This window comes from Microcoleus sp. T3_B1 (assembly GCF_036700445.1).
In the GTDB taxonomy this organism is placed as follows: Bacteria; Cyanobacteriota; Cyanobacteriia; order Cyanobacteriales; family Microcoleaceae; genus Microcoleus.
Genome location: NZ_JAUBOX010000013.1, coordinates 35,360 through 61,351, shown reverse-complemented (window position 1 = coordinate 61,351; position 25,992 = coordinate 35,360). Strand labels below are relative to the sequence as shown.

Here is a 25,992-nt window from a genome sequence, read left to right as displayed (position 1 = left end):
ATTATCCTTGTATCCGTGTAGTGCCTTCCTTCTGACAACTGTCAACCGACAACTGTCAACTGTCAACTGTCAACTGTCAACTGACAACTGTCAACTGTCAACAGACTTCTACTTTTTCATGGAATGAGCTTTGTAGAAAGTTTCGAGGCTTTGCTTGTCGCCCACAAACCGCCAATGCCAAGGCTCGTAACTGACGCCTTGGCGATTGTTTTTGGGGAAGGACATTTCAAAGCTGAAGGCGACGGCGTTGGCTTCTAACCACTTGAATGCTTCGGTATTTTCAAAACTGGGGCTGAGGTTGTGTTCCGGGGCGCTGCCGTCGCCGATGTCGATCGCATAACCGGTGTGGTGTTCGCTGTAACCTGGAGGAGCGCTGACTTCGGCTCGCTTGCTGGCGTTTTGCCTGCGTTCGGCTTTCACGTCAAAAAATACGTGCTGTTGGTCTTGCAGGGAGCGAAAGCCGGATATGGGAGCGAAATAGATGCCTGATGCCGCTGCGGCGTTGGCCATTTCCTGATATTTTGCTGCTGCTGAGGTGCGGAGTTTGACGCTACCGTCGGAGGTGACGCTTACCAAGTCTTTGGCTGGTGCTTCTGGGTACGGCAAGTGTCCCAGCAGGTTTTCTGGGATTGCGGGGACTTTTGGAGTGGTAGCTGGACTCGCGACAGACGGAGACGCGGAACTTGTCGGCGCTGAGTCTTGTTGAGTTTGCTCTGCCTGACTGGTGGCTGGGAACAAGTTAAAGTTGAGGTGCAGCCAGATGCTGACCCCAAAGGCTAATGCGGCCAACCCTAGCAGTTTCCAAATCAGCCCTTTTTTCTTAGACTGACTCTGCCCTGCTTCTGGGTATGGGTGATCTCGCACTGCTTCTGGAATTTCGTCGGCGACAAGCTCCGAGGCTTGCGCGGGTTTTCTTGACAGACTAGCGTTATCCAAGCCAGCTCCACTCCTGCACTTCAATAAGGCTCAACGTTACAAATTGTAGACCGATATGGGCGATCGGACAGCTACAATTGCCGCTGAGAGTATATCATCTCTTTCTGACCTCGCCCCGTCCCATCCGCCAACTCTCGCATTTGTTACTTGGGCCCACAGTCGATCGTCCCTGCGAGGTCGAACTGGTTGGCGCTGGTAGCGCTGGTTTATTTTAAGTGTAATTTGTTACTGTTGTTCGACAAAATCCAACAATTCTTCGATCGACACATCAAACGTCCGCGCCAATTTTAGCAGAGCACCGATGTCAGCCATTGCCATACCGGGCGATCGGTACTCCTCTAGTCGTTAATTTACTGGACAATAATGGACAATAAGCACATAAGCTGAAATAATCAGCTTATGCCAAAATTTGTCAAACCTAATGAAGCAGCTAACACTCGCTTGGGTTTGCCTCCGAACCATCAGGCGATGGGAAGCTCTTATGTAAAATCAACAGGGTCAAAACGCCATCAGGACAACGGCGATATGACATCGAAAAGTTCATTAAAGAAGAATCAGAAGACGGAAGAAGACGTGCCACTGTTATCTATGCTCGCGTCTCTACCCGACCTCAACTTGGCGACCTCCATCGACAAGTTGAGCGACTATCAACGCTCTACCCAAGCGCAGAAGTTATTAAGGAAGTGGCAGGAGGACTCAATCTTAGGCGGAAAGGACTGCTCTCCCTTCTGGGACGAGTTCTCAAAGGAGATGTCAAAGTTATTGTGGTTGCCCACAAAGACAGACTTGCTCGGTTCGGGTTCGACCTCATTGAATGGTTGTGTGAAATCCATGACAGCAAAATCGTGGTTCTCAACCAAGATAGTCGAGAGGACGACCAAGAGCTTGTTGCCGATATCATCGCCATCTTGCATAGTTTCTCCAGTAGACTCTATTCCCTTAGAAAACACGCCAAGCAAATCAAAGAACTCGTACAAGAAGGCACCGAGACACAAGACCAAAAAGCTAGCTCCAAATAAGACGCTTAAAATTCGGGTGTATCCCGAAGCTGAGTTGCATAAAACCTGGAAACAATGGTTGGCTGCTGCCAGATATTGCTACAACAAAGCAATATCTATACTTAAAAACAACCCCAGCCTAAGCGCCTATTCGTTGCGAGATAGCGTAATGAATTCCAACTTACCTGATTGGATAAAAGCCACTCCTAATCATCCAAGAGAAAACGCTATTTTTGATGCTCATGACGCTTGGAAACAGGCTAAAAAGCAGCAAGGAGAGGCTCATTACAGAAGCTGTCGGCAACCCGTGCAAACCATTAAGTTTCATGCCTGTAACTACAAATCTGGTACGTGGTATCCAGGTTTGACAAAGAAGTTAGAAGTCAAAGCTAGCGAAACTCTTCCTGTTGTTTGCGAACACGCAACCCAATTGATACGAGATAGGCAGCGCTGGTTTGCTGTTTTTCCCGTTCGTGTAGAGGAAGTTCTTTCCAAAGCTAGTAAGGTAATTGCGTTAGACCCTGGCGTGAGAACGTTTTTAACTGGCTACGACGGTGAAGCTATTTTAGAGTTTGGCAAGGCAGACATTGGACGCATTCATCGATTGTGTTCTCACCTTGACAAACTAATAGGTAAAGCAGCCAAAGCTGGGCGCAAACAGAAACAGAAAATGTATAAAGCTGCTCACCGAATCAGAAATCGCATTCGCAATTTGATTGATGAATGTCACAAGCAGGTTGCCAATTATTTAACCACAAACTACAAAATCATCTTTCTGCCCAAATTTGAAACCTCTCAAATGGTTATCAAGTCAAAACGCAAGCTGAATACTAAAACAGCTAGAGCAATGTTGACTTGGGCAAGCTACCGATTTAAGACATTTCTTAAGTCTTTGGCCGGGCGTCGTGGCGTTGTGGTTGTGGATGTCAACGAATCCTATACTAGCAAGACTTGCACCCATTGCGGATTTCAGCATGACAAGTTAGGCGGCTCCAAAACATTCAAATGCCCTCGATGCGGTCATGAACACGACCGAGACTGGGGTGGCGCACGGAATATTATGCTCCGTGCTTTGAGGGACGGCTCCTTTGCTCTCAACCTAGCCGTTGGAAGCATTGCTATCGCGTCAGATGTGTTTGTCCACATATGTTCAGCGTAATACCGTCAGGGCATAACTTTTAACAGTATTGTAGGATACTCCAGAGCGATCGGCTACTTCCTTTAGCGTCCAGCCTTCCCTAGCAGCAAACTCTCTGATCCGCAATTTAACCAATTCGCCTCTTGACATCAGGGTGAAATTTCACCTCACCTATATATGAGATTGAAAGCGCCGACCACCGCAACCGCAGGACGGGGCCTAATCTTCCACAACCTCAAACAAATCTTCAATCAACAGGTCAAAAGTTCGAGCTAATTTTTGCAAATGAGTAACGTCAACCGTTGCTAACCCGGGCGAACGAGCATAATTCTTAAGCGTGCTGTAGTGAACTCCCGATCGCTCAGAAACCTCTGTCAAAGTCCAACCCTTCTCGGCAGCCAGCTCTCGAATCCGCAACTTAACCAATCCCATTTCTTGACAATAGGCCAGTATTGGCCTTAAAATATTTACATCATAAATAGCGATCGCCCCCCGGCGTCGAAAACTGAAGAGCGAACAGCTATTTATTCAAATGACCGACAATTTGGCATTCACCAACAAAAAGTAGGATTCACCAACAAAAAGTAGGATTCACCAACAAAAAGTAGGATTCACCCAAAATCAAGTCGCATTCACCCACAAAAGTCGGAGTCACCCCAAAAAAGTCGGAGTCACCAACCATGATACCAAAACAAAACTCAGAAGCCAAGCAAATAAATCCACTCTCTCGCTTTGTAACCAAAGAAGCAGTTGCCAAAGTCTTGAAAGTCAAGCCAGAACAGATTCGGGACATTCGCTGCTGGGCTTACGTCATCCACGTTGTCGGAGTTGGGATTAGTCGGTTTGTCAGCTACGGAGATATGCCGCCAATTTTAGGAGTCGAACCGCCGACGCTGCAAGATTGCATTCGGTGGCGGAAACGCTGGAGAAGCAGCCAACATCAAGCACCGATATTTTGGGTAGATTTTTATGAGGGGAAATTTCGGCAGTCTCGCGGTGTGGAAGAACTCTACAACTGGGGTAAGTTGGTAGGTAAGATTAAGCACGGGTTGTCAGAATTGCAGGTAGAGGGGCTGCGGAATATTTATTGTGTGGTGAAAGAGTGTATTCACGCTTGTTGAGTAGAGTTTGTTTAGCAAACCCCTTAACTAATTTTATTCGTGAGTAGCTCCATCTGGCATAATTGCACCAGTGAGTTTAACATTTCCCAAGTTTGCTCCTCCTATTTTTGCACCCGTTAAGTTAGCGCCAGATAAGTCTGCATAGTCTAATCTTGCTGCACGGATGTCTGCTGAAATTAGATCAGCACCACCCAGCTTTGCACCGTATAAATCAGCTTGCCGCAAGTCAGCTTCAGTTAAGTCTGCTGTGGTTAAATCAGCCTGAGACAATCTTGCATCGTTCAAGTTAACTTGTCTTAAATTAGATCGGCTCAAATTTGTGCCCTCTAGGTTTGCTCCCTGAAGTTTGGCCCCACTCAAATTCGCATCTCTCAAATTAGAACTATTCAATTGTGCAGAAATCAAATTAGCACCTTGTAAATTGGCTCCCATCAAGTTAACACTGCTCAAGTCCCTACCAGTTAGATCGACATTTGGCAGCGATACATAAGGAGCAATTAAGTAAGCGCCCGCTTTCACGGGATCGAAATCAGTAGGAAATAAAGTTGCTTCATTGTAAATCGCTCCTTGAAGCTGAACTCCTTTGAGATTTGCTCGATCGAGGTTGGCTTCTAAAAGGTTAGAATTACTCAGATTTGCATTTGTCAAATCAGCATTTTTTAGGTCTACTTTCCTCAAGTATAGCCCGCTCAAGTTAGCTTCAGCCAGGTTTGCAGTTGTGAATTTGGGTCGTGTGTGATGTTGGCTAACGTGAGATCCGCTGAGGTTTGCACCGTTCAAATCGGCTTCACTAAAATTTGCATTTTCTAGTTTTGCTCCTCTTAAACTCGCCTTGCTCAATTTTGCATTTTCTAGTTTAGCTGATTGTAAATTAGCCTGAGCGAGGTTGGCATTGATTAAATTTGCCTGATGCAGATTGGCACTGGATAAATTAGCCTGAGACAAGTTGGCATTTACCAAGTTGGCTTGATGCAGATTGGCACTAGATAAATTAGCCTGAGAAAGGTTGGCGTTGACTAAGTTTGCCTGATGCAGATTGGTGCTGGATAAATTTGTATTCGAGAGATTAGTCATTGATAAATTAGCCTGACTAAAATTTGTGCCATCAAAACGTGCATCCCTCATATCTGCTCCCTTCAAAATTGCCCCACTAAGATTTACTGCCTGCCAAGTTGTACCAATCAAATTAGCTTTATTCAGATTAGCCTTACTCAAATTAACACCAGAATTTAGACGCTTTCCGCTCAAATCAGCACCAGCTAAATTAATCCCTGTAAAATCTCTTTCTCCCTGAGTGCAACGCTCCCAAAACTCCTCAACGGCAACAACAGGTTCTCGACATTCCTCAGACTCATCCTCCACATCCTCACAGCTATCCTCTAAAGCAATATCTTCAGCATCCACCGCTAATCCTTCCAAATAATCGGCTCGATCCAGGTAATCCGAACTCGCTACAAACCGCCTTTCTATCTCCTCCTCATTTAATACCTCGCTGCTTTCAAATCGCTCAATTAATTGCTTGACAATTTGGCAGTCAGTCGTGCGAATTCCCACTTCTTTTTCTGCACTTTGGTCGTTGTTAGTCAGCAAGTTATGACTACCCAACATGGCAAAACTAGAATCACAGACTAAAAAGTTTTCGTGAGTTCCCAATAAAGAGAGACAAAATTTATCTGGATATTCGCTGGCTAATTCTTGCAAATCTGCCAAAGCATTGTAGCGCCATCCCTTGCCGATTTTTTGCCTGTCTCCCAGATAACCCCAACCAATATTTATCAAACATCCTCGGTTCAAACACGCTCTAAATTTTTGCAGCAATTCATCATTAATGCTGTTACAATTGAGCCAAGGGCAAACAATAATCAGCCGCTCTTGAGCTAGTGATAAAGCTTCCATCAACACAGCGCGACTGTTAGGACGATCGCATACTAACTGATACTGAAAGTCTGACTTTTGCTTTTCTGTCTCGGTGTCAAGCTCGATCGGTCGATCGGCAATGACAGACATATCGCCATTTCCCAAATCACACGGCTGTTGCAGGGACGCAATTTCAGCCGTCAAACTTTCTAGCATTTGCGGTTCAGGGCGATCGTTAAATCGCTGTTCCTGTGCCTCTAACTGCCTCTTAAGTTTGGCTAAATATTTTTTCAGAATAACTTGCTCTTCTTCAATCTGCAATACTCTCGTGGCTATTGATACTAAATCTAGTTCGGTTTCTGACATAGTGCTACCCTAAAATCAAAAAAACTTAAAAAGCCATGTTTGGGAAATGGGCGAGTCATCAAACATTACCAACTTCCGCCAATTCAGCAGTACCAACAGAATCTTCCTCTTCCCCTTTATCCCCTTCATCAACCACAACCGTTAACTTCAATCCCAAAGCCTTCAGCCAATTAGCCAAAGCATAAATTGTGGCGCTTCCATTCTGCGACAACAAAACATCTAATTTTTCCAGATGCAATGAGGCCTCCTCATCAGACATAATTGGTTCGCCCAGAGCCTCAAATACATCTCGAAGCGATTTTCGCATTATTCCCATCTCTAAATCGCCTTCTTCCTCTTCTTCAAAGATCAGTGAGAGGTAAGCAGCAGCATAATTTGGGTCTTTGAAATTGGAAATTTTAAAAGAATGATAACTATCACTCGTCGGCACTTTGGCGTCTTTCATAATCTCTCCAGTATTCCTGAGCTTTAACAATGTCTTGGTCTTGAGTGCTTTTATCTCCACCGCACAGGATAAGCACAATCGTAGCTCCCGCTTGTCCAAAGTAGATTCGGTAGCCCGGGCCATAGTCAATCCTTAATTCCCAGACTCCTGCGCCAACTGAGCGATAGTCTCCTAAGTTGCCACCGCTAACCCGCTGAAGCCTTTTATCAATCCTAATTTTAGCGTTAACATCCCGCAGGGTTGTAAACCATTCTGCAAAGGGAACTGTGCCATTTTGTCTGATATAACGCTGAATATCTCTGGGTTGTACTTCCATAAAGTCGATCGTACTTGCACCCTCATCTTAATATCGGCGATCGCCCCGTATCCAACCTTCTTCACCAGGGCCAACTCAAGATCGCCGATCGAAAGGAACTCTGCCGTCAGGGGTAGTGTAACGCTCAATTTCTTTCGGTTGCGCTTCCATAATCTTGATTCTAGCGACGATCGCACTCCAATCTTACAGCCCCGCCCGATCGGCCCTTGACTCCATGCGCTACAATTATTAAGAAATCTTTAGTTAGATCCGTTTAACGTTCCAGACGCATTATGAGTCTTCCCATTCGCAACGTCGCCATCATTGCTCACGTCGATCACGGCAAAACCACCCTTGTGGACGCTCTCCTCAGACAGTCCGGGATCTTCCGCGAAGGGGAAGAAATCCCAGATTGCGTCATGGACTCCAACGACATCGAGCGCGAACGTGGCATTACCATCCTTTCCAAAAACACCGCCGTCAGGTACGGAGAAACCCTGATCAACATCGTCGATACCCCCGGACACGCGGACTTCGGCGGAGAAGTCGAACGAGTTCTCGGCATGGTTGACGGCTGTCTGCTGATCGTAGACGCCAACGAAGGCCCGATGCCGCAAACGCGGTTCGTGCTCAAAAAAGCCCTAGAAAAAGGACTGCGCCCGATCGTCTTTGTGAATAAGATCGATCGCGATCGAGCAGACCCCCACAAAGCCGTCGATAAAGTTTTGGATCTGTTCCTCGAACTAGGTGCTGACGACGATCAGTGCGAATTTCCCTATCTCTTCGGTTCCGGCTTAAGCGGTTACGCCAAAAAACACCTCGAAGACGAAGGGGTAGATATGAAGCCCCTCTTTGAAGAAATCCTCGACCACGTACCACCCCCCGTAGGCGACCCCAACAAGCCGCTGCAACTGCAAGTAACCACCTTAGATTACTCAGAATACGTCGGTCGCATCGTCATCGGTCGCATCCACAATGGCACAATTAGAGTTGGTCAACAAGCAGTCTTGATCACAGAAAGCGGCGCGCTTGTCAAATCAAAAATTACCAAATTGATGGGCTTTGAAGGCCTGAAGCGGATAGATATCCCAGAATCTACTGCTGGTAATCTTGTCGCCGTTGCCGGTTTTGCTGATGCGTATATTGGCGAGACAATTACTTGTCCGAACGACCCGCAAGCGCTGCCTTTAATCAAAGTAGACGAACCGACTTTGCAGATGACTTTCTCCGTGAACGATTCGCCGTTCTGCGGTCAAGAAGGTAGTTTGGTAACATCGCGGCAAATTCGCGATCGGCTGATGCGAGAACTCCAAACCAACGTCGCCTTGCGCGTCGAAGAAACCGACTCTCCCGACAAATTCCTCGTATCCGGCCGTGGCGAACTCCACCTCGGAATCCTGATCGAAAATATGCGTCGCGAAGGATACGAATTTCAAGTATCCCAACCGCAAGTAATCTTCCGCGAAGTCGGCGGTCGTCCCTGCGAACCTTTTGAATGTTTGGTGTTAGACGTACCCGAAGAAGCAGTCGGCGGCTGCATCGAACGCCTCGGTCAGCGGAAAGCAGAAATGCAAGATATGCACGTCAGCAGCACCGGTCGCACCCAAATCGAATTTTCAGTCCCCGCTCGCGGTTTGATTGGATTCCGAGGCGAGTTCATGCGGTTGACTCGCGGCGCTGGAATTATGAACCACAGCTTCCTCGACTATCGCCCCCTGGGTGGAGAAATTGTCGCCCGTCGCAACGGAGTATTGATTTCCTTTGAAGAAGGAGTTGCAACTACTTATTCACTGAAAAATGCTGAAGACCGCGGCGTGTTTTTCATTACCCCCGGAACCAAGGTTTACAGAGGGATGATTATCGGAGAAAACAACCGAGATGAAGACATGGAGCTGAATATTTGCAAGTCGAAGCAGTTGACAAACCACCGCGCATCTGGCGGTGAAGAATTGGCGCAATTGCAAGCACCAGTCGATATGAGTTTGGAACGCGCTTTGGAGTACATCGGGCAGGATGAATTGGTTGAAGTAACACCGAAATCCATTCGCTTGCGGAAGGTTTCTAAGAAGTTGGTAAAACGCTAAAACAACTTGTAGGGTGCACAATGTGCACCTTACTGGTGAAACGCTAAAAAAGCTTGTAGGGTGCACAATGTGCACCTTAAATTTTATCTGCCGTAAAAACCTGCCAGAACTTAAAAAATTAAATATTATCCAATTGTGCTTTGGTTATTTTACTTAATTCTCCACTTGAAAGCTGATATTTATCGGTAGCTATTTGCCCCAAAGCCTTTAAACACCATGCAAATAAGGTTCTCAGAGAAGCACAAGTATTCGGATTAGATAAAACCTTTTCAAGATCAAGTCTATCGAGAATTCGGCCGCCGTGTTCCTTTTCATTAAATCCCGAATATATCTGTTTTAGTTCACCTTTGGGATGGCGAATCGTTTCCACATCTCCCTCGTAATCGTTTAAGCTGGTTCCTAACACTGCATTGACGGTAGCAGCATCAGCGAAGTAGTATGCCTCTAGCATATTCACTAAAAAGTGAACTGAAGCACGGTGTTTTTTGTCGCGCAAAATAGGATCAAGTGCATTTCGGTATCTCTCAAAAATTTGTTGTGCTTGATCGGTTCGATTGTGTTCTAGGTCATCCAATAGCAGGACATAAGTACATGGATCTTTTAAGTAATCTCTCGCTGGGAATCCAATTCTTACAACATCATTATTAGGAATCTTTTTACCACTTCCAACCATCTCAAGGTTTTTCTCTGAAGTTCTTACGCCTAGCTGCTCAACCTTGCGAATAACTTCAAAATAGCAAATACCCAATTCCATCAGAGTTCTAAATAACTTGGGAATGTGTTCCTCTTCCGTTTTTCCTGTTACCAGCAATCCAAACTTGAAAAAATAACAGTGCTGGTCACTCGTAGTATCGTGACTCTTCATTAACTTGCTACCTCTAATGCAGATTTACTTTGAGGCGCAATCATCTCAGCCATATATAGCGATCCAGTAGCATATTCTTCTAGTAAATCTTGAATACCTTCTATCTCACTGATCCTTTTGAGGACGGTTTTTCCTTCCTTGTCAAGTTCCGCAGTCAAAATATTTTCTGGTTCAAATTGACTAATTAATACAGGTGAATGAGTCGCAATAAAAACCTGCTTATTCCATTTTTCAGTAGCGAGTTTTACAGCTTTAGCAAAAACAGCTAAAGCCCAAGGATGAAGCGAGATTTCAGGCTCATCAAATAAAATTAGTGAATAACGATTCTGTCCTTCAGAGAACAAAGCTGTGAGATTAATCAGCATCTGGAGATGACCGTCAGATACTCCTGATGATCTAATTGGTTTGCGCCGTCCTTTTTCTAAGAAGTTGCCATAGACTGTGTATCGACCTGTTTGTTCAAAAAACAGATTATCAAAAGCTGGAAAGCTCTCTTGCATAAAACTGATGATTGTATCGTAGCGTTCATCAATGACTCGCTTATCATGTAAATTCCGCAAAACTGACCATAAATTTTCGCACCTGTCTTGTAATCGCTCTCCAGAATCAGATTCTGAACCAAATCGCTTTATCTTGAACAAAGAAGCTGACCGGGAGTTATAGTTGCGAACAACGCGCAATAAGTTGTCTATGTTAGAGGCAGCGGGTTCGCTATTCTCAAATGCTATATATCGGGTTAGGGCTAATTTCTCTGGTTCTCTAAGTGTAATGAATTCTAATTCTTGCAGGTCTGTACGATAAACCTGAGCTTTGTCACTGCCTATAATGCGAACAATCAATTTATTATCATGATTGGAAAAAAGCTTTTCTCCCGCAAAAGGTTCGATTCTACCTGAAGAATAACCAAATGAAACTTCGTATTCACCCGATGGGGTTACAATTTTGATTGATATATTTTCCCCCTCATCGGCTCCATCCCACAGCAGACCAATCCCATGATCTCTCTCAGAAGAAGCTAAATCAACACCCCTGATGGCACAGTCTCGCACAAACCAGATGGTATCGAGTAATGTAGTTTTTCCAGCTCCATTAGGGCCGAAGATAATGTTGAGAGGGTTGATTTGAATGTTTACATCTGCTAGTGAGCGAAAATTTTTGATTTGCAAATGAGTTAGTTGATTTGACATAAGGTGCTATTTATTTTATGATAGTTTTCTATATCATAGTCTGCTTTTTATGTCAATCGACACATCGGGATTCTCATGCCCGATCGCGCGATCGACTAACCGCCACAATATGTTTTAATTTATATTTGAGCAAAATCCAAACAAAGTCAGCCATGAGTCCTAAATCAATAGCCGTAATCAACTTCAAAGGCGGTGTCGGGAAGACTACCGTCACTTGGAGTCTGGGAAATATTATATCCCAAGGAACCGACTTAGAAGTCTTGATGTTAGACTTAGATCCGCAAATGTCGCTCACAGAGGCGATCGGACTTAACGAAAATACAGGTCATTTAGATGATAAGTTTGGTAAGTGGTACGAACAATCTCTCAAGCATAGACTTACAATTTACGACGCTCTAGAAGTCTTTAAAAAAGCCGGACAGAATTTTAAATTTCCCGTTGGTTTCGACACCATTTATCAGATTGACGAACAGTTGCATTTTGTCCCTTCAGTTGAAGAATTGTATTGGTTGGATATCGATGGATTTGAGGGGAAAAGTGTTAAAGACTTCATCCGCAGATTCATCGGCAAAATCGCCAACTCTGCCAATCTCCCCAAATACGACTTGATGCTTTTTGACTGTTCGCCTTCCTTCAGTCTCCTCACCTACAGCGTACTCTCTTGCTGCGACTTAATATTAATTCCCGTCAATCCCGATTATTTTGGTTCTAGGGGATTGAGTTTAGTTTTAAACTCGCTTCAGAAACGGATTGAGCCTTATCCGTTTCCCAAGATAGCAGTCTTTATGAATAAAGCTAAAACCTATGGAGGATTGCTGACAAATGAAGTTCAGTTTTACATGAGAGAAGTAAAGAGACTTTGCGATGAGATATCAAAAGATAATAACATAGAAGTTAGATTTTTAGAATCGACGATTCGCGAAAGCGTCGGGCTAAAACGGGCGATAAATGAGGGAGAACTGCCGCGAGAATTAGTTAGAGAATTTGAAAAACTATGGCGCGAGTGTGAGGAGTATCTGAAATGAGTAAAAAAGAAATTTTGGCGGCTTCCCAACAAGAAAGCGGGGGGTTGGTTGAGGAAATTGGCGAACTTAAGGAAATCTTGCGGGACGTTGCTCGAAAATTAACCCGGCTTGAGACTCAAGTCAAGCGGGGAGTGATTTCTGCTGGCTCAAAAACTTCGGATATTCCCACGGGTGCTGATGTTAATAAACCTGCTAATTTATCGGCTGCCAATGTTCTAGAAGTTTATGAAGAACTGCGTTTACAAGCTAAGAATGGTAATGAAGAAGAGGTGAGGCAAAAGTTGTTGGCAATGAGTGCAACTGACTTGAACTTGATGTGTTGCGAGTTAGGGATGCCGCCCAGCAGCAAGAATCCGTCTCGCAAAAAAATGTTCGAGCTAATTATTGGCAGAATTAAACAGAGTTTGAGGCTGTCGCGGCATATCGACAGACAAACACTTTGAAAATTAGCAGAGGAATCGATAAAATGCGTTTTAACTTGCATTTCCCCCTGGGATATGGAACAGGCAAGATGCCCGTTCCACAAAAGCTTGTTCCACAAGATTTTCAGTTGAGTGTGGGGAGTAGGGGTTGGGCATCTTGGCCGCCCCTGAAAAGCTTGTGGCAAATTCTGCAACTTTTCAGCTTCAATAAATTATGGCCGATAAGTGCGATCGGCATATTTTCACTAACACTCTTAATCAGCTTGTTTTTGAGCCTTCACAGCCCTCCCCCAACCGCAGCCCAAAAACCAAGGATACTAGCGTTTACCGCCCTCCAGATGCGTGGCAGCGAGAACAGATCCCCTTTATTTGCGGTCAATGCTACCAGTTGGGCTCGCCGCGAACTTACACCTAATATAGATGTTATCGCTCCCCTAGTGTGGTCGCCCAACGGCCAGCGACTGGCTTTCGTTGGCGGATACAGCGACATCTATACAGTCAATGCTGACGGTTCTCGACTAACTAAACAGTTTGCTGAGGCTGGTTGCAAAGCAGCTCATTTTGAAATAGCTTGGTTTTCCAACAGCCAGAAACTTGTTTTTGCCCGTTCTTGCAACGGTTTTACCTCTGATACTCCCGGCAGTGAGTCACTTTATATAAGCGACACTTCTGGCATTAAAGGAAGTAAATTAGTTCGGAATTGGGAAGTAGGAGGAGAGCCACCTAAAACAGAAATTTCATCGGAATTTTACCTTTCACCGGACGGCCAGCAGGTAGTATTTGTCAAGGATAAAAATATCTACAAAATGAATGCCGACGGTTCGGAAATGACCAAACTAACTAAAATTGCCGGCGAATATGTATCCGGCGGAAGTGAACTTGTTTGGTCGCCCGATCGCACAAAAATTGCTTTCCTGTTCGGCGCTTATCCGAAACAGCAAATTTACACAATTAATGCCGATGGGACCCACATCAAAAATTTGACAAACAACCCGCAAAATGAGGTTTACAACGTCAAACTATTTTGGTCGCCCGACAGCAGCCGCATTGCTTACTATTACAATAAACCCGGCGATTCATCAGGCGAACAGCAAGATATTTACCTGCTCGACATTAACCGGGGCACAGCAAAGAATCTCACCCAAAAACCCAGAAACTACGACGAATTTTCGTGGTCGCCGGATGGCAATTTTATTGCTTTCGTCACCGGAGAGTTCAACAATCAAAAACTCTACACAATCAAGGCTGACGGGAACCAGCTAAATCAACTCGCTCCTCGGCTAAAACCGTCGGGAATTTCAGAATTAGCTTGGTCTACAGACAGCCAGCAAATCGCTTTTATATTTAACGAAATCCAAGGAGACCAAAGCAACTTGTATGTAATTAATCGGGACGGTTCGGCCTTGACTAAATTGACAAACGACAAGGATTTGAATGCTAGCAATCCGGTTTGGCAACCGTAGTAAAGTTAAGAGCCACAATATGCTGTAGGGGTGGGTTTTAGCACAGATAAACCCAGAAGGGCGGGCTATATAGCAATCCTAAATGATTTGTGTAATTCTTGTAGGGGCAAAACCCACGCCCGGTTGCCCCGCCTTGACTGGGGTAGGCACTCTTAGCAGAGACTGTTGGCGAATGTCTAAGGGGTTTGACCCCTCACACCTTGCCGTCCTGAATAGCCAGAATGATGGTGTAATGAGACACCATATTAAATCATTTATTATGACTCTTCACCTCCGCGACTGGTCATCGATTCCAGAAATGACCGCTTCTATAGCACGAACCTCATTTCCCAAAGGAAACCCATATATGAAAATGCGCGATGAACTCGGAGTGTTGTACTGTGATAGTGACTTTGTAACCTTGTTTCGAGCCGACTGCGGTCAAAGTGCGTTATCACCTGGACAATTAGCATTAATCAGTGTCATGCAATTTGCCGAGGGATTGACTGACCGACAAGCAGCAGAAGCGGTCAGAAGTCGTATTGACTGGAAGTATGCTCTGGGATTAGAAATTACTGATAGCGGTTTTAATTATTCAGTTTTAAGTGAATGGAGAAGTCGGTTAATTGCTGCGGGACGTGAAAGTCAATTACTTGATAAAATGCTAGCACATTTTCAAGATAGGGGATGGCTCAAAGCCAGGGGTAAAGCCAGAACTGACTCCACCCATGTCATCGGAGCCATCCGTAAAATGAACCGCCTCGAATGCGTTGGAGAAACTTTACGTCATGCTTTAAATCAGTTAGCAACTGTTGCCGATGAATGGTTATTAACAGTAGTCAATCAGGATTGGTCTGAGCGTTATGGCACGAGATTTGAGCAATATCGCTTGCCGCAATCTGAAACTGAAAAACAAAGCTTGGTATTGACTATTGGCTGTGATGGTCATCACTTGTTGTCAGCTTTATATGATCCCTTGAGTCCTGAATGGTTGCGCTTTGTCTCTAAGCGGTAGAAATTTTACGCTGTGTCTGGATACAGCAATATGGGTGGTCGGGAGGCAAAGTTTATTGGCGAGAAGCTGATAATTTACCGCCCCACAAGCAGTTAATTACTTCCCCCTATGATACCGAAGCTCGCAATCGGACAAAAAGAGATACTAATTGGACAGGTTATACAGTACATCTTACAGAAACTTGCGATCGAGATTTGCCTCATTTAATTACCAATGTTGAAACGACACCCGCAACCATCGGAGATGTCGAAATGACTCATGTGATTCATCAAGCTTTAGCTGATAAACACCTGTTACCACAAGAACATATTGTCGATACTGCTTATGTTGATGCTCAACACTTGCTCACCAGCGAGACACAATTAGGTATTGAACTCCTTGGCCCTGTACCCTCTGACTCTAGTTGGCAAGAAAAAGCTAAGCTGGGCTTTGAGCTTTCTTGTTTTACCGTTGATTGGGAGCATCGCCATGCTACTTGTCCCCAAGGCCACATCAGCAAATCCTGGCATCAACGCTCGGATAACTATGGCAATCCGGTCATTCAAGTGCGCTTTCGTCGCCCCGATTGTGCTGGTTGTCCTGTTCGCTCTCAATGTACTCATTCGCCGGCACAGGCTCGTGTTCTGACTCTCAAACCTCAACCTCTTTACGAAGCTCTAGCCAAAGCTAGGGCTAGACAACATACCCAGGAGTTTAAACAGCGTTATGCCCTACGGGCTGGTGTTGAAAGCTCTCTGTCTCAAGGAATTCGTGTTTTTGGTTTGCGTAACGCTCGTTACATGGGTCTTGCCAAAACTCGTCTACAACATATTATGACTGCTGCTGCCATGAATCTGTCAAGAATGTGGGCATTTTGGCGCCACATTCCGATTGGCTTGACCCGTGTCTCTCGTTTTTCTGCTCTTTTTCCCTCTGCCTCATCATAGTTTTTTTCCATGATTATGGGATGTTTGGTTTCACCCTTTTTTAATTCGCCAACAGTCTCTTAGCACTACCGCTACATATTTTTACAACTGATGCGAGGATTGCTATATTGCAATACGCTTGGGTTAGTGTTAAAAAAACCGATCGTGCGTAGGTTGGGCGGAGTGGAACGAACCCTCCGTTTCACTCCGCCCAACATTTTCGCTACAATTTTCCACGGGCCCAAGCGTATTGGGCTATATTGGCATTACCCCGGAGCGAAAGCAGGTTACTGAACAAGAAAGAATCCACCAAACTCAACACTCAAAACTCTTCTCAAATTGGGGAAGATGCAATAATTTTTTTCTCATTTAATGCCTGGTGAACTTGCAATTCATTTGACTCAACTTCCTGATGTTTTTCATCCTGCACCTGTTTATCAATTTTGGGCAACTTTAAAATCGCCCCAGCTAAAACCCAATAATACACGGACACTGGATCTACATCCAGCGGATAGTATTGAGTATTGATCGTAATAAATGCAACAAACACCCAAAAACTAGCTCCGTAACTCCGCAAACTTTTGTCCTTGACTGATCGGTAAGCTCTAAAAGTTAGAAAAGCTAAGTGTAAAAGCATGATCTGAAAACTAATCATTCCCGGATAACCGAGTTCGTAGATTAACTTAGGTTGGAAAGTTTCAATTAGCTGCGTGGTACCAAATATTCGCGTTGAATTAGTCGCTCGTCCCACACCTTTACCGAGAGGTTTGTCAATGATAAAATTGTGGCTTTGCTCGAACTGATTAAAGAGAAACTGCTGGGGCGGTGCAGCATTCCAGCGACTAAGAAAACTCTCCCACCGCTGCTCGACAATTCCCGGGTTAATAGCTGCACCGACAAACAGCAGAATCGCCAGTCCTGCACCGATGGGAATAAATCGTTTTAAATTAACTAATTGACCGGTGAGAACTAGCAGGATTGCTGTAGCAAGGGGAACCATAACTAAAGCAGCTCTTTGACCGGAAATAACTGCATTGGCAAATACTAATGCCATGCCCAATAAACCGATAACTCGCCACCAGAATGAAGGATCGCAAAAGGCAGAGGCAAAGGTTAAAAAAGCATTAGAAATTAAAAACCAGGCCCACTGCCAAGGCGCGACAAAAGTTCCCGGCAAGCGGACCATCTTGACTTCTGGACTGAACACCAAAGAACCGCCGACAAAACATCTAGCTTGCAGCGTTGCTTTATATAATTCTGCTCCGGTCATTCCTCGGGTTCCGGCACACTTTCCACTTTGCAGCAACAGGTACTGAATCAAACCGAGAAGGCAGCAAACGATCGCCAAAACGATGTGCATTCGACTAAAAAATACCAAATCCTTCTTAGTGCGGAGCAGATAATAGGTACAAGCAATCAGCGGTATGTAACCTATCAATACTTTTAATCCGAGAATTCCTTGCAGAATTGGTTTGTCGCCCGCCCTAGGGTTGAGCTGCATCTCCCCGTTGACAAAAATTAAAGTCAGCATTGCCATCATCAACAGGATGCTGAAGGTAGAAAGCATTTGTTTGGGAATGAACATGGGCAACTGTTTCTTTTTGCAGCTTTGAATTAGGCCGATGAGGGCTGGTATGTAGAAAGCATCTTTGGCTACTTGAAATGCAGCATTCCCGCCGCCAACTGCGTAGGTAATTGTACCGCTGAAAGGCAGGTAAATTAGAAAAGTCCACAAAGCTTGACGGGGGTATTTGTAGGAAAGCAGCAAGATGGCTGCGGCGGCGCCTCCTGCAATAGCAATCTTAGGGCGGGCTACGAACAACAGGGGAATGCTGAGAGCAACGCTGACTAAGCAGCTTATGGCGATCGCCTGCACCAATTCATTGCGCTTTTGGGAAATTTTGCGTTTTTGTGCAGTTACTTCTTTTTTGCTGAGCGCTGTGGTTTTTTCGCTGTGATTGTGTTTGGATTTCTTGGATTTGCGCTTGGTTTTCAACATATAGCAGAAGCAAGAGGGAAGAAGGAAGAGGGAAGAGGGAAGAAGGAAGAGGGAAGAAGGAAGAAGGAAGTTCGGCAACGGATTATGTAACGGATGTAACGGATGTAACGGATGTCAGTCCGATGGAAGTCGGAAGAAGGAAGTCGGAAGAAGGAAGTCGGAAGAAGGAAGTCGGAAGAAGGAAGAAGGAAGAAGGAAGTCGGAAGAAGGAAGTCGGAAGAAGGAAGAGGGATTTAGTTGTCTAAGAGAGAAAGAAGAAGCAATCGAACCCTTATGTTTGTGCAATTAAGAAAGTCCTCCCCGTCAGGGCGGTTCCTAGAATTTTTATAAGGCACTTATGTAGAAGGCGGAAGACACTGTGATATAGAAGGCTGCAGATGTAGAAGGTAGAAGGCAGAAGGAATAGAAGCGAACAGATTTCTGCAGATGTGGTAACTTATTTTTAAAGTCAAGAACGAAAAAAAGTCTCGGTCGAGATGGTGGGTGTGACGCGGGCACAAATTACACGGGCGACATTGTAGAATATAACTGCTGCATCTATAATGTACAAAAATGTACAAATCTCGAAAAAATAATTTTAATCTAGCGGTGAATATGAAATTAACAAAATTTGTATCGATCGGCATTGCCCTACTTTTAGGAGCAAGCGGGAGCATATTATCTAGCAGCAGTAGAGCATTAGGGGCCGAAAAAGTTGTCCTCACATTTGGCCCGATCAGACAAGGCATCAATATCAGCGACTTAGAAGACTTTGCTAAAAACGGCACGACGACGCCAACCCTCCAACAAATTATCCGGTTCTCCAAAATGGACGCGCAAATGCTGCGGGGGTTCATGGGTTTAGAAATTGGTTTAAAGCCTGCTAATCTGGCGAGGGTAGTTTACAGCACTCCCGGAGAAAAAATCACTGACGACATCGGTCAAGCAATTCGGACTCAGCGCCGCACAGAAAGCGGGAAAGCTTTGCGGGCAGCGGTGATCCTGGCTGCCGGGGACGACGGTAAGGTATCGCTGCTGGAAATCCTGAAAAAGTATCCTCTTAACGAGGTTTACGTAGATGTTGCCAGCCTTCGCACCACTGTTGGGAAAGTTCAGAGTATAGCCGGAACTCTGCGAAGCCTGCTTGAAGATGTGACGCGATCGACAACTCGCACAACTGAAACAACTCCCACCGAAAGTCCGATCGAACCTCGCCGCAGCGTGCAGCCAACAACTCCGCCTCCAGCGCCGCGCCGCGCCGCCCCCTTGCCAGCACCCGCACCGCAGCCGGTGACGCCTGTCAGAGGGCTTTGGTAAAAAAATCATAAAAATGTCCTAAAGGCGGGTTGAAGCGGCTTTTGTGGCATTCTGCAGACACTTTTGAGATCAAATCGGTTAGCCTCGGAATAGTAAATCCGAGTTCACTGTTCACTGTTGACTGTTCACTGTTGACGGTTGACTGTTCACGGCGTCAACAGTCAACCGTCAACATCATGTATGAGTGTAACCGGAAATGATATGAGAGCAAACCCGCCCCCGCCCTACCCCTATCCCAACCCTCAAGAGGGTTAGGACTTTTGTGGAAACTCCAAAGCAATCAATTTTTCTTGAGCAATTTTTTGAGTAACTTAGGAATCTCTGAAGGTCGAGCCGCCACAGGTATGTCCGCCTCTTCAAAGGCAGCCATTTTGTTTGGGGCCGAAACTCCAAAGGCTTTCTGGGCAGCCGCGCGAGAACTGATCAGGATGCCGGCGTGGCCCAAAGACGGCCCCTTGGGAGCGTAGCGGCCGGCCAGATAAGCAACCACGGGTTTGTCGATCGCCGAGGCGATGTAAGAAGCAGCAGCTTGTTCACTCCACCCGCCAACTTCCCCGACCAAAACCATCGCTTCCGTACTGTCGTCTTCGTCCAAAATTTGCAGCCACTGCATAAAAGAAGAACCGACAATCGCGTCGCAGCCAATACAAACCGCCATCGACTGTCCCAACCCAGCCTCCGTCAGTTCTAGGGCAACTTCGTAAGTCAAAGTGCTGCTGCGGCTGATTACTCCCACCGGGCCGGGAGTGTAAAATTCCTTGGGGTGAGTTCCCAGCAGCAGTTTGTCGGGCACAATAATCCCCGGACTGTTGGGCCCGATTACCAAAGTTTCGGTGGCTTCTGCTTTTCTGACTAAGCGCACCATATCCAGAGGAGGCACTCCCCCAGTGACGATCGCGATTTGCCGAATTCCTCCGGCGATCGCTTCTAGAGCCGCATCCAGCACCGAGTAAGCGTCTACCAAAATTACCGCAGTGTCAACGTGACCCACTGCCGCCACTGCTTGTTCTACCAAATCAAAAATCGGAATTCCCTCCACTTCCTGCCCCCCCCGACCGGGACTGACACCGGCGACTACATTCGTGCCGTATGCTTTCATCATCAGGGCGGCGCGGGTGGACGCGGGAGATTCTGTAATGCCCTGTATTAGGACTTTGCTTTCAGGAGTTAAATTCATCTTTCTTCCCCCTTGGAGACTCCCGCTGTACCTGTACCCAGGTCACCGGCGAGAGGAAAAGGGGGGCCAGGTTTATGCTGCATACGAATAACCATCTTTTCTGTGAATAACTGAACAATATTTGTGGCTAATCCCTGACACTAATTCTGAGGCGGAAATATTGAATGAGCCACTGGTTCTTACGGCAACACGTCCAACGTATGTACCAATTTTCTTGCCAGAGGTTACAATCGCTTTGACAATATCTCCCGTTTGAAAACCTTTAACAAACTTAAACCGGGGAACATAGCGAGATGGAAAGCCGAATTTACCAGTGCGGCACCTTTGACGTGTCCCGTGACCAGTTGCTTTGATCGATAGTGGCTTGCTTGTTAAAATATTCAATGACTCAACCTTTCCGATACAAGCTGCATCTAGCCAATGAGTTTTAGGTAAATTTAATTGAATGCGGTTGAACTTCGTTAAGCCACCACTACCTGTAGAAACAGGCAAGCCAGTTGTACGGAGTCGATTAAATAATGTCCAACGAGTTGAGTTAACGGCTGCTGCGTCTTTTAACGGACGTTTTGCTTGAGATAGAATCCGCTTCAAAATCTCTGGCTTTTTAGACAATAATTGCTCAACATCTTGAGTACCTTTCTTTTTGTTGCAAGCATCGCAAGCAAGGCAAAGATTAGAAATGCCATTAGCTCCGCCTTTGGCTTTGGGATGAATGTGCTCGACTTGTAATGGTATATTTATTTCACCACAGTAAGCGCATTTTCTCTCCCATTTGTTCAACAAATACTCGCGGATCTCATAGCCATGCAAAACGCCTTGTTGGTACTCGATTCCAGAAATCTCTGGGTTTTCTAATTGCTGTAAGTCAAATCTGACAAGCTCTTGAGCAATAGAAGCAATGGGGGCGAGTTTCATCAATCTAGTCACCCATGTCAGTGTTGTTTCGACACGATGTTGCAAACTTGGTGCTAACCAACCTTTAGGGCGAGTCCTGTTTGAGAATCTAGCCCGACGATAGCGGGTATGGCGATTTCTCCTGACTCTACGCAATGAACGGCGAGACTCCAGACTGGCTTTAATAGCTTGTCCTCGCTGTGTTAGCTCTGCACCAAAGATTACGTTTTCTCCTTGTATTAACGCAATTCCAGTAGTTCGAGAGCCAGGATCTATTTTGAGAGTGATTGGTTTTTGCGGTACTGTTACCTCTACTTTCAAAATTAGCGTGAATGGATACCTTTTGAAGACAGCAGCTTTGCCATTAGTTAGCAATTTACGTGCCAATCCGGGGCGGATTGGATTGAGCGGTCGTTTTTTGGTATCAAGTACAAAAACCAAATTAGACATTTAAGTCCTCCCTTACGGGGTAATGTTTGCTTCGTCAATGTTTAAGGTCGGTAACTATCTTAAAAGCACTGGCTTAACCCTTACACCTGTTTAACTTTTAAGTTCTAGAGCGGAAGACTAGCACGCATCCTCCGGTAGGTACTTGAACGCTTACCTTAAACGTAGTGGGCGAACCACTTAGACTGGTCAACTAGGCTCTTTCTGTGCCCGCGCTGTCTCGGTACTCCGAGCAGCGCCGGGTGATTGACCTGTACAGAAATCTCGTTTTTTGCCGATCGACTGCCGCTACTTGGCGGAGGATACAGAAGCGGCCGCGGCCTCATCCAAAGTGCTAGCTAGCTGCACCGGCAACTGTCCCAAACGCTTTTTAACAGCATCAGCATCGATCTCTACCAGCCGCAGCACAACTTGGATGTGGCGGTTAGCGCGAGCTTTCCGTTCCAAATAGCCGGCTACTGCAGCGATTATTTCCTCGGTCTTGGAGGCGCTGCCCAAAATATTTACAAGTATCACCTTAACGCTTTTATCCTGAGCGACTAACTCCAGACCCAACTCCGCGCGATCGCGCAGGGCATTTGCTGCATAGTAGCGGTCTAGGGAACCAATATTCACAAAATTAGCTGGTTTTCCTCCTTGGTGGGTTACAGCATCTAAAGTTGCCATTGTCAGGCCCACTCCGTTGCACAAAATCGCGATATTCCCGTCTAGTTCGATTAATTGCAGGGATTCGGAATTCGAGATTGGGGATTTAAATTTGGGGTCAAACTCCGGCAAGTGCTGAACCTTGGACTGGGAATGGGAGCGATCGCCAGAGGCATGGGGACTTCTTCTTTCCCGTGCCAACCCGCTGCTTTGCCTCTTTCCCGATAGTGCGGCCAAATCTGGATGTCGTCCCAAGGCATCGTCGTTGGCGGTGACTTTACCGTCTAAAGCCATTACCTCTCCCCTTGGACTGATGCCGAGAGGATTGATTTCTACTAGGTCTAAATCTTTTTCGACAAACAGCCGGTACATTTTTTCGACAATGGTGCTCACCGATTGAATCAAGTCTCCCTGCAATCCCATTTTCAGCGCGAGACGCCTCGCGTAGAATGGGGAAAATTCTTGATCTACGGCAACTTGCTGCATTTGCTCGATCGACCCTTCGACATCCATACCTCCTTGGCTCGAACCCAGAAGCACCGGGCGGCGCGCTACGGGGTCTAGGAGTACCGCTAAGTACAATTCTTGGTCGGCGTTGTACTTTGCTTCTGCCAGCAGGACTTGGGGATATTCATCCTCGATCGGCAAATTAAAAATTGTTTGAGCGGCTGCTACTGCATCGATCGTATTTTCCACAAACTTGATACCGCCCGCCCGGCCCCGTCCCCCAGCCCGCACTTGCGATTTGAGTACAACGGGGTAAGGAATTTTCAGTCCTTTGAGGTCGGCGGGATTGTCAATCCGCTGCGACGGCAAAATCGGAATTGCCATCTGGCGAAATAAAGATTTAGCTTGGTACTCTAACAAATCCATTTATCAATTACGGGTGACGGGTAGTTGGCAACAAGCAATTCGTCCTAATTGGCAATTCATAATTAATAGATAGTAATTGGTTTTTTGTCAAGTTAAAAGTTAAAAATTCTCGCTTTTATCTTTTAATTTTAGACTTTTGTATTGCCGATTACTTATTCGCTATTACCGCTCGCCGATTACCTATTACCTAAGCTGTTTCAAAGTGTTTTTTTCTCGGAATTGCCAAATTTTACTCTTAGGCTCTGGCGGGGAGATATTTGGCGAGCGTTGGTGTTTTTTTGTCTCAGAAAATCTTCGGACGTTCGGCCATACTGTGCCGAGATATTTCTGCGAATTGTTTACTTGAGGCTATTAACAGCGCCTTGATGGACGGTTTTGACCCATTTGAGCCGCTTGGGCCGTACCGCAATCCGAGCCGTCACAGTCCCTACCAGCAGCCAGTGGAACATATACACAGTACCCCGCAGCGTTTGCAGCAAGGTGAGAAAAACTCGCCTTACGTCAAATTTGGTCTCTTTGCGAGTGCGGCGCAAACCGACAAACATTCCCACCACCGACAAGGTAAGGGTCATAAAAGTTATGGGACTGGCGATCGGCATCCGGCGCAGCGCAATTGACATCACAAAGTCGGGTAGGGCTACTGTGGGTAAGAAATATTGAGATACCCAAAATCCAAATAAATCCCAAGTTTTCCCAGTTCCCATGCGGTTCCGCCAAATTAGGCGCCAGTAGTCAAGATAACGCTGATAGCCACCTTCTGCCCAGCGATTGCGCTGATGCCACAGGGCGCGAGCGTTAGTGACTCCTTCTTCTGACACGGCTGGGAAAGGGAGAAATTCAATGTCCCATCGGTTTAGGTGCAGCCTCACCGTCAAATCCAGGTCGTCGGTAATCGTCTCCTCGTTCCAGCCTCCGCAGCTTTCCAAGGCAGTGCGGCGCATGAATTGGCCGTTACCGCGCAATTCTCCAATGCCGCCGATCGCAATCCGCTGCTGCTGGAAAAAACTGTCGAGAGCCATTTCTGCTTCTTGGCCACGAGTCCAAAAATTTACCGAAGCATTGGCGATGGCTTTTCTGACTTGCACAGCGCCTACCTTTTCTCCTTGGAACACTGGCAGCACCCGGCGCAGCAAATCCGGCGTTACCGTCGCGTCGGCGTCAAATATTCCGACAAATTCCCCGCGAGTCAGCGGCAACACTTGATTCAGGGCTCCCGACTTGCCGCCGCTGGCATTTGCTCCCCTGCGAAATACTTTGAGCTGGGGGTACTTTTTGGTTAGCTGTTCCAATACTAGCGGTGTGCCGTCGCTGCTGTGATCGTCGATCGCCCAAACTTCGTAGCGGTCGATCGGATAATCTACATTGCAGATGGATTCTACGAATCTGGCAATCACCGCTTCCTCATTTTTCGCTGCCACCAGCAGCGACACGTAAGGCCAATCCTCTCGACTTTCATCGGCAAGAGGTGGCAGTGCGGGCTTGGGTTCGGCAAACAAAACTCGAAATGCTTGCATCCACAGCAATCCCGTCAACCCCCACACTACCCACGCACCCCAAGAAATCAAGTGCAGGGCGATCGTGCCGGCCCAAATCGCAGTCAGCACTGCGGCGGCTTTTCCGCGCCGTCCCCGGTACAGATTTTGAGGAAAAGAGGGAGTTCCCGGCACAGACACCGCAACCGGGAGCTCTGCTTTTGTTTCCGCGTCAAACACCTTGTCGCCAATGTCTGGTATAGCAAATACTTTGCTGAGCTTCGAGTGCGAGGTCAAACTCTTGAGCTCTTCTTGAGCTAAATCAGAGATGTCTAAGTTAAGCTCGCTGCGAGCGTCGTTTTCTGGCCAAGAACTCTCCTGCATAGGTTACTTGATTCAACCACCAATAGTTTTTGATTTTAGATATAAGCATCTACTGTATCAGTTTCTGGGCTTTTGTCGAAAGCGGACGGGAGGACAACCAGCGGGTTAGGTGTTTGTACGGCCCTGGTAAACGGGTACTGCATAGAGTATTTGGGTTGACTTTTGCTTGCGATCGACCTGGAATATCTGCTAGTTTTTTCTGGGGATCTAAACTATCTGTTAGTAATAATTGTCTGAGGTGGAAATATGTCTATTCCTCAACTCAAGCCAGCCGACGACAAAGAAGTGAAAGTCTACGCGCCTTTCTGTCAAGAGCCCAGGCGCAAGTTTTTGCCGCACGCGATTGCGCTCTACAAGCTCAAAAGCTTGGAGGGAGCAAGAAAAATTGACGGCGGGGACAGCGTGCCGTTTGTCGCTAGTTGGAATATCTCGTCGCTGCCGATCGACTTAACCCGCTGTCGGGTGTTGTTTGACGGCAATGCTGAACTCAGCTACGAAGTGACTATGCAAAGCTCTGAGTTTGTTAGTTGCTTAATTGAGGTTCTCCTGACTTTTCAGCGAACTCGTACCGTCGATTTTTCTAAAACATTTTACCGCAAGCTGATGCGAATGGATGAATAACTTTCACCGCAGCCACACTCCCGAAAGTCGGCAATTGACAATCAAGCAATTTAATCCGGGGCCCCCGGATTGATTCGTGGATC

Annotated in this window: 22 protein-coding genes and 2 pseudogenes; 11 read left to right on the top strand and 13 right to left on the bottom strand. The window is 46.2% G+C overall.

What is annotated here, in order from left to right:
• Positions 1 to 108: 108 nt before the first annotated feature.
• The gene (locus QT990_RS09805) at positions 109 to 936 is read right to left on the bottom strand and encodes a M15 family metallopeptidase (RefSeq protein WP_333140878.1); all 828 of its coding nucleotides are present in this window, start codon (positions 934 to 936) and stop codon (positions 109 to 111) included.
• Between the two features lie 399 nt (positions 937 to 1,335).
• On the opposite strand from QT990_RS09805, the pseudogene QT990_RS09800 reads away from it, so the two are divergent.
• A pseudogene (locus QT990_RS09800) lies at positions 1,336 to 1,955 on the top strand (IS607 family transposase).
• The gene (locus QT990_RS09795; protein WP_445252046.1) at positions 1,849 to 3,093 is read left to right on the top strand and encodes an RNA-guided endonuclease InsQ/TnpB family protein; all 1,245 of its coding nucleotides are present in this window, start codon (positions 1,849 to 1,851) and stop codon (positions 3,091 to 3,093) included. Before QT990_RS09800 ends, QT990_RS09795 begins: the two are co-directional and overlap by 107 nt.
• Here QT990_RS09795 and QT990_RS09790 read toward each other — a convergent pair.
• Together QT990_RS09790 and QT990_RS09785 are read right to left on the bottom strand one after the other, a co-directional pair.
• Positions 3,085 to 3,222, bottom strand: coding sequence for a hypothetical protein (locus tag QT990_RS09790; protein WP_445252045.1), 138 nt, complete (start codon positions 3,220 to 3,222; stop codon positions 3,085 to 3,087). The two genes, QT990_RS09795 and QT990_RS09790, sit on opposite strands and share 9 nt — an antisense overlap.
• A 69-nt stretch (positions 3,223 to 3,291) precedes the next feature.
• Complete coding sequence (locus QT990_RS09785; RefSeq protein WP_333140882.1) at positions 3,292 to 3,504, bottom strand: helix-turn-helix transcriptional regulator; 213 nt, start codon at positions 3,502 to 3,504, stop codon at positions 3,292 to 3,294.
• A 248-nt stretch (positions 3,505 to 3,752) separates the two neighbouring features.
• Between QT990_RS09785 and QT990_RS09780 the strand changes: the two genes are divergently transcribed.
• Positions 3,753 to 4,193 carry a hypothetical protein gene (locus tag QT990_RS09780; RefSeq protein ID WP_333140884.1) on the top strand — a complete coding sequence of 147 codons (441 nt, stop codon included), beginning with the start codon at positions 3,753 to 3,755 and terminating at the stop codon, positions 4,191 to 4,193.
• Between the two features lie 33 nt (positions 4,194 to 4,226).
• Here QT990_RS09780 and QT990_RS09775 read toward each other — a convergent pair whose 3' ends face one another.
• Genes QT990_RS09775 through QT990_RS09765 form a run of 3 tightly spaced genes read right to left on the bottom strand, consistent with a single transcriptional unit; the run spans position 4,227 to position 7,177 of the window.
• On the bottom strand, positions 4,227 to 6,416 hold the full coding sequence (locus QT990_RS09775) for a pentapeptide repeat-containing protein (protein WP_333140886.1): 2,190 nt from the start codon (positions 6,414 to 6,416) through the stop codon (positions 4,227 to 4,229).
• A 58-nt stretch (positions 6,417 to 6,474) separates the two neighbouring features.
• Positions 6,475 to 6,861: a transcriptional regulator gene (locus QT990_RS09770; RefSeq protein WP_333140888.1), complete on the bottom strand. Its 387-nt coding sequence runs from the start codon at positions 6,859 to 6,861 to the stop codon at positions 6,475 to 6,477.
• The gene (locus QT990_RS09765) at positions 6,833 to 7,177 is read right to left on the bottom strand and encodes a type II toxin-antitoxin system RelE/ParE family toxin (protein WP_333140890.1); all 345 of its coding nucleotides are present in this window, start codon (positions 7,175 to 7,177) and stop codon (positions 6,833 to 6,835) included. The genes QT990_RS09770 and QT990_RS09765 overlap by 29 nt, the downstream gene beginning before the upstream one ends.
• A 272-nt stretch (positions 7,178 to 7,449) precedes the next feature.
• Between QT990_RS09765 and typA the strand changes: the two genes are divergently transcribed.
• The gene (gene typA / locus QT990_RS09760) at positions 7,450 to 9,240 is read left to right on the top strand and encodes a translational GTPase TypA (protein WP_333140892.1); all 1,791 of its coding nucleotides are present in this window, start codon (positions 7,450 to 7,452) and stop codon (positions 9,238 to 9,240) included.
• A gap of 118 nt (positions 9,241 to 9,358) precedes the next feature.
• On the opposite strand, the gene QT990_RS09755 is transcribed toward typA, so the two are convergent.
• Positions 9,359 to 10,105, bottom strand: coding sequence for a DUF4276 family protein (locus tag QT990_RS09755; protein ID WP_333140894.1), 747 nt, complete (start codon positions 10,103 to 10,105; stop codon positions 9,359 to 9,361).
• Positions 10,105 to 11,292 carry an AAA family ATPase gene (locus QT990_RS09750; protein WP_333140896.1) on the bottom strand — a complete coding sequence of 396 codons (1,188 nt, stop codon included), beginning with the start codon at positions 11,290 to 11,292 and terminating at the stop codon, positions 10,105 to 10,107. The genes QT990_RS09755 and QT990_RS09750 overlap by 1 nt, the downstream gene beginning before the upstream one ends.
• Before the next feature lie 152 nt (positions 11,293 to 11,444).
• On the opposite strand from QT990_RS09750, the gene QT990_RS09745 reads away from it, so the two are divergent.
• The 4 genes and pseudogenes from QT990_RS09745 to QT990_RS09730 all read left to right on the top strand — a co-directional run bounded on the left by QT990_RS09745 (position 11,445) and on the right by QT990_RS09730 (position 16,122).
• Positions 11,445 to 12,317, top strand: coding sequence for a ParA family protein (locus QT990_RS09745; RefSeq protein ID WP_172192852.1), 873 nt, complete (start codon positions 11,445 to 11,447; stop codon positions 12,315 to 12,317).
• The gene (locus tag QT990_RS09740; protein ID WP_333140899.1) at positions 12,314 to 12,760 is read left to right on the top strand and encodes a hypothetical protein; all 447 of its coding nucleotides are present in this window, start codon (positions 12,314 to 12,316) and stop codon (positions 12,758 to 12,760) included. Before QT990_RS09745 ends, QT990_RS09740 begins: the two co-directional genes overlap by 4 nt.
• A gap of 23 nt (positions 12,761 to 12,783) precedes the next feature.
• Positions 12,784 to 14,202 (top strand): DPP IV N-terminal domain-containing protein, encoded by a 1,419-nt coding sequence (locus QT990_RS09735; RefSeq protein ID WP_333465174.1) that lies wholly within the window; start codon positions 12,784 to 12,786, stop codon positions 14,200 to 14,202.
• 259 nt (positions 14,203 to 14,461) lie between these two features.
• Positions 14,462 to 16,122 (top strand): annotated as a pseudogene (locus QT990_RS09730) (IS1182 family transposase).
• 313 nt (positions 16,123 to 16,435) lie between these two features.
• Here QT990_RS09730 and hpsL read toward each other — a convergent pair.
• A complete protein-coding gene (hpsL, locus tag QT990_RS09725; RefSeq protein ID WP_333140903.1) occupies positions 16,436 to 18,100 on the bottom strand; it encodes a hormogonium polysaccharide biosynthesis protein HpsL in 1,665 nt (554 codons plus the stop codon).
• Positions 18,101 to 18,211: 111 nt separating this feature from the next.
• On the opposite strand from hpsL, the gene QT990_RS09720 reads away from it, so the two are divergent.
• Entirely contained in the window at positions 18,212 to 18,337 is a 126-nt protein-coding gene (locus tag QT990_RS09720; RefSeq protein ID WP_333140905.1) for a hypothetical protein, read from the top strand.
• A 357-nt stretch (positions 18,338 to 18,694) separates the two neighbouring features.
• Positions 18,695 to 19,396, top strand: a complete 702-nt coding sequence (locus tag QT990_RS09715; protein WP_333140907.1) for an alpha/beta hydrolase — start codon at positions 18,695 to 18,697, stop codon at positions 19,394 to 19,396.
• 280 nt (positions 19,397 to 19,676) lie between these two features.
• Here the strand turns inward: QT990_RS09715 and QT990_RS09710 are convergent, their stop codons facing one another.
• The 4 genes from QT990_RS09710 to QT990_RS09695 all read right to left on the bottom strand — a co-directional run bounded on the left by QT990_RS09710 (position 19,677) and on the right by QT990_RS09695 (position 25,288).
• Positions 19,677 to 20,573 carry a CoA-binding protein gene (locus QT990_RS09710; RefSeq protein WP_333140909.1) on the bottom strand — a complete coding sequence of 299 codons (897 nt, stop codon included), beginning with the start codon at positions 20,571 to 20,573 and terminating at the stop codon, positions 19,677 to 19,679.
• A gap of 72 nt (positions 20,574 to 20,645) precedes the next feature.
• On the bottom strand, positions 20,646 to 21,917 hold the full coding sequence (iscB, locus tag QT990_RS09705) for an RNA-guided endonuclease IscB (RefSeq protein ID WP_333140911.1): 1,272 nt from the start codon (positions 21,915 to 21,917) through the stop codon (positions 20,646 to 20,648).
• A 285-nt stretch (positions 21,918 to 22,202) separates the two neighbouring features.
• On the bottom strand, positions 22,203 to 23,432 hold the full coding sequence (locus QT990_RS09700; protein ID WP_333140913.1) for a succinate--CoA ligase subunit beta: 1,230 nt from the start codon (positions 23,430 to 23,432) through the stop codon (positions 22,203 to 22,205).
• A gap of 338 nt (positions 23,433 to 23,770) precedes the next feature.
• On the bottom strand, positions 23,771 to 25,288 hold the full coding sequence (locus QT990_RS09695) for a glycosyltransferase family 2 protein (protein ID WP_333140915.1): 1,518 nt from the start codon (positions 25,286 to 25,288) through the stop codon (positions 23,771 to 23,773).
• Between the two features lie 246 nt (positions 25,289 to 25,534).
• On the opposite strand from QT990_RS09695, the gene ebsA reads away from it, so the two are divergent.
• Positions 25,535 to 25,909, top strand: coding sequence for a type IV pilus biogenesis protein EbsA (gene ebsA, locus QT990_RS09690; protein WP_333140917.1), 375 nt, complete (start codon positions 25,535 to 25,537; stop codon positions 25,907 to 25,909).
• The last annotated feature ends 83 nt before the right edge of the window (positions 25,910 to 25,992 follow it).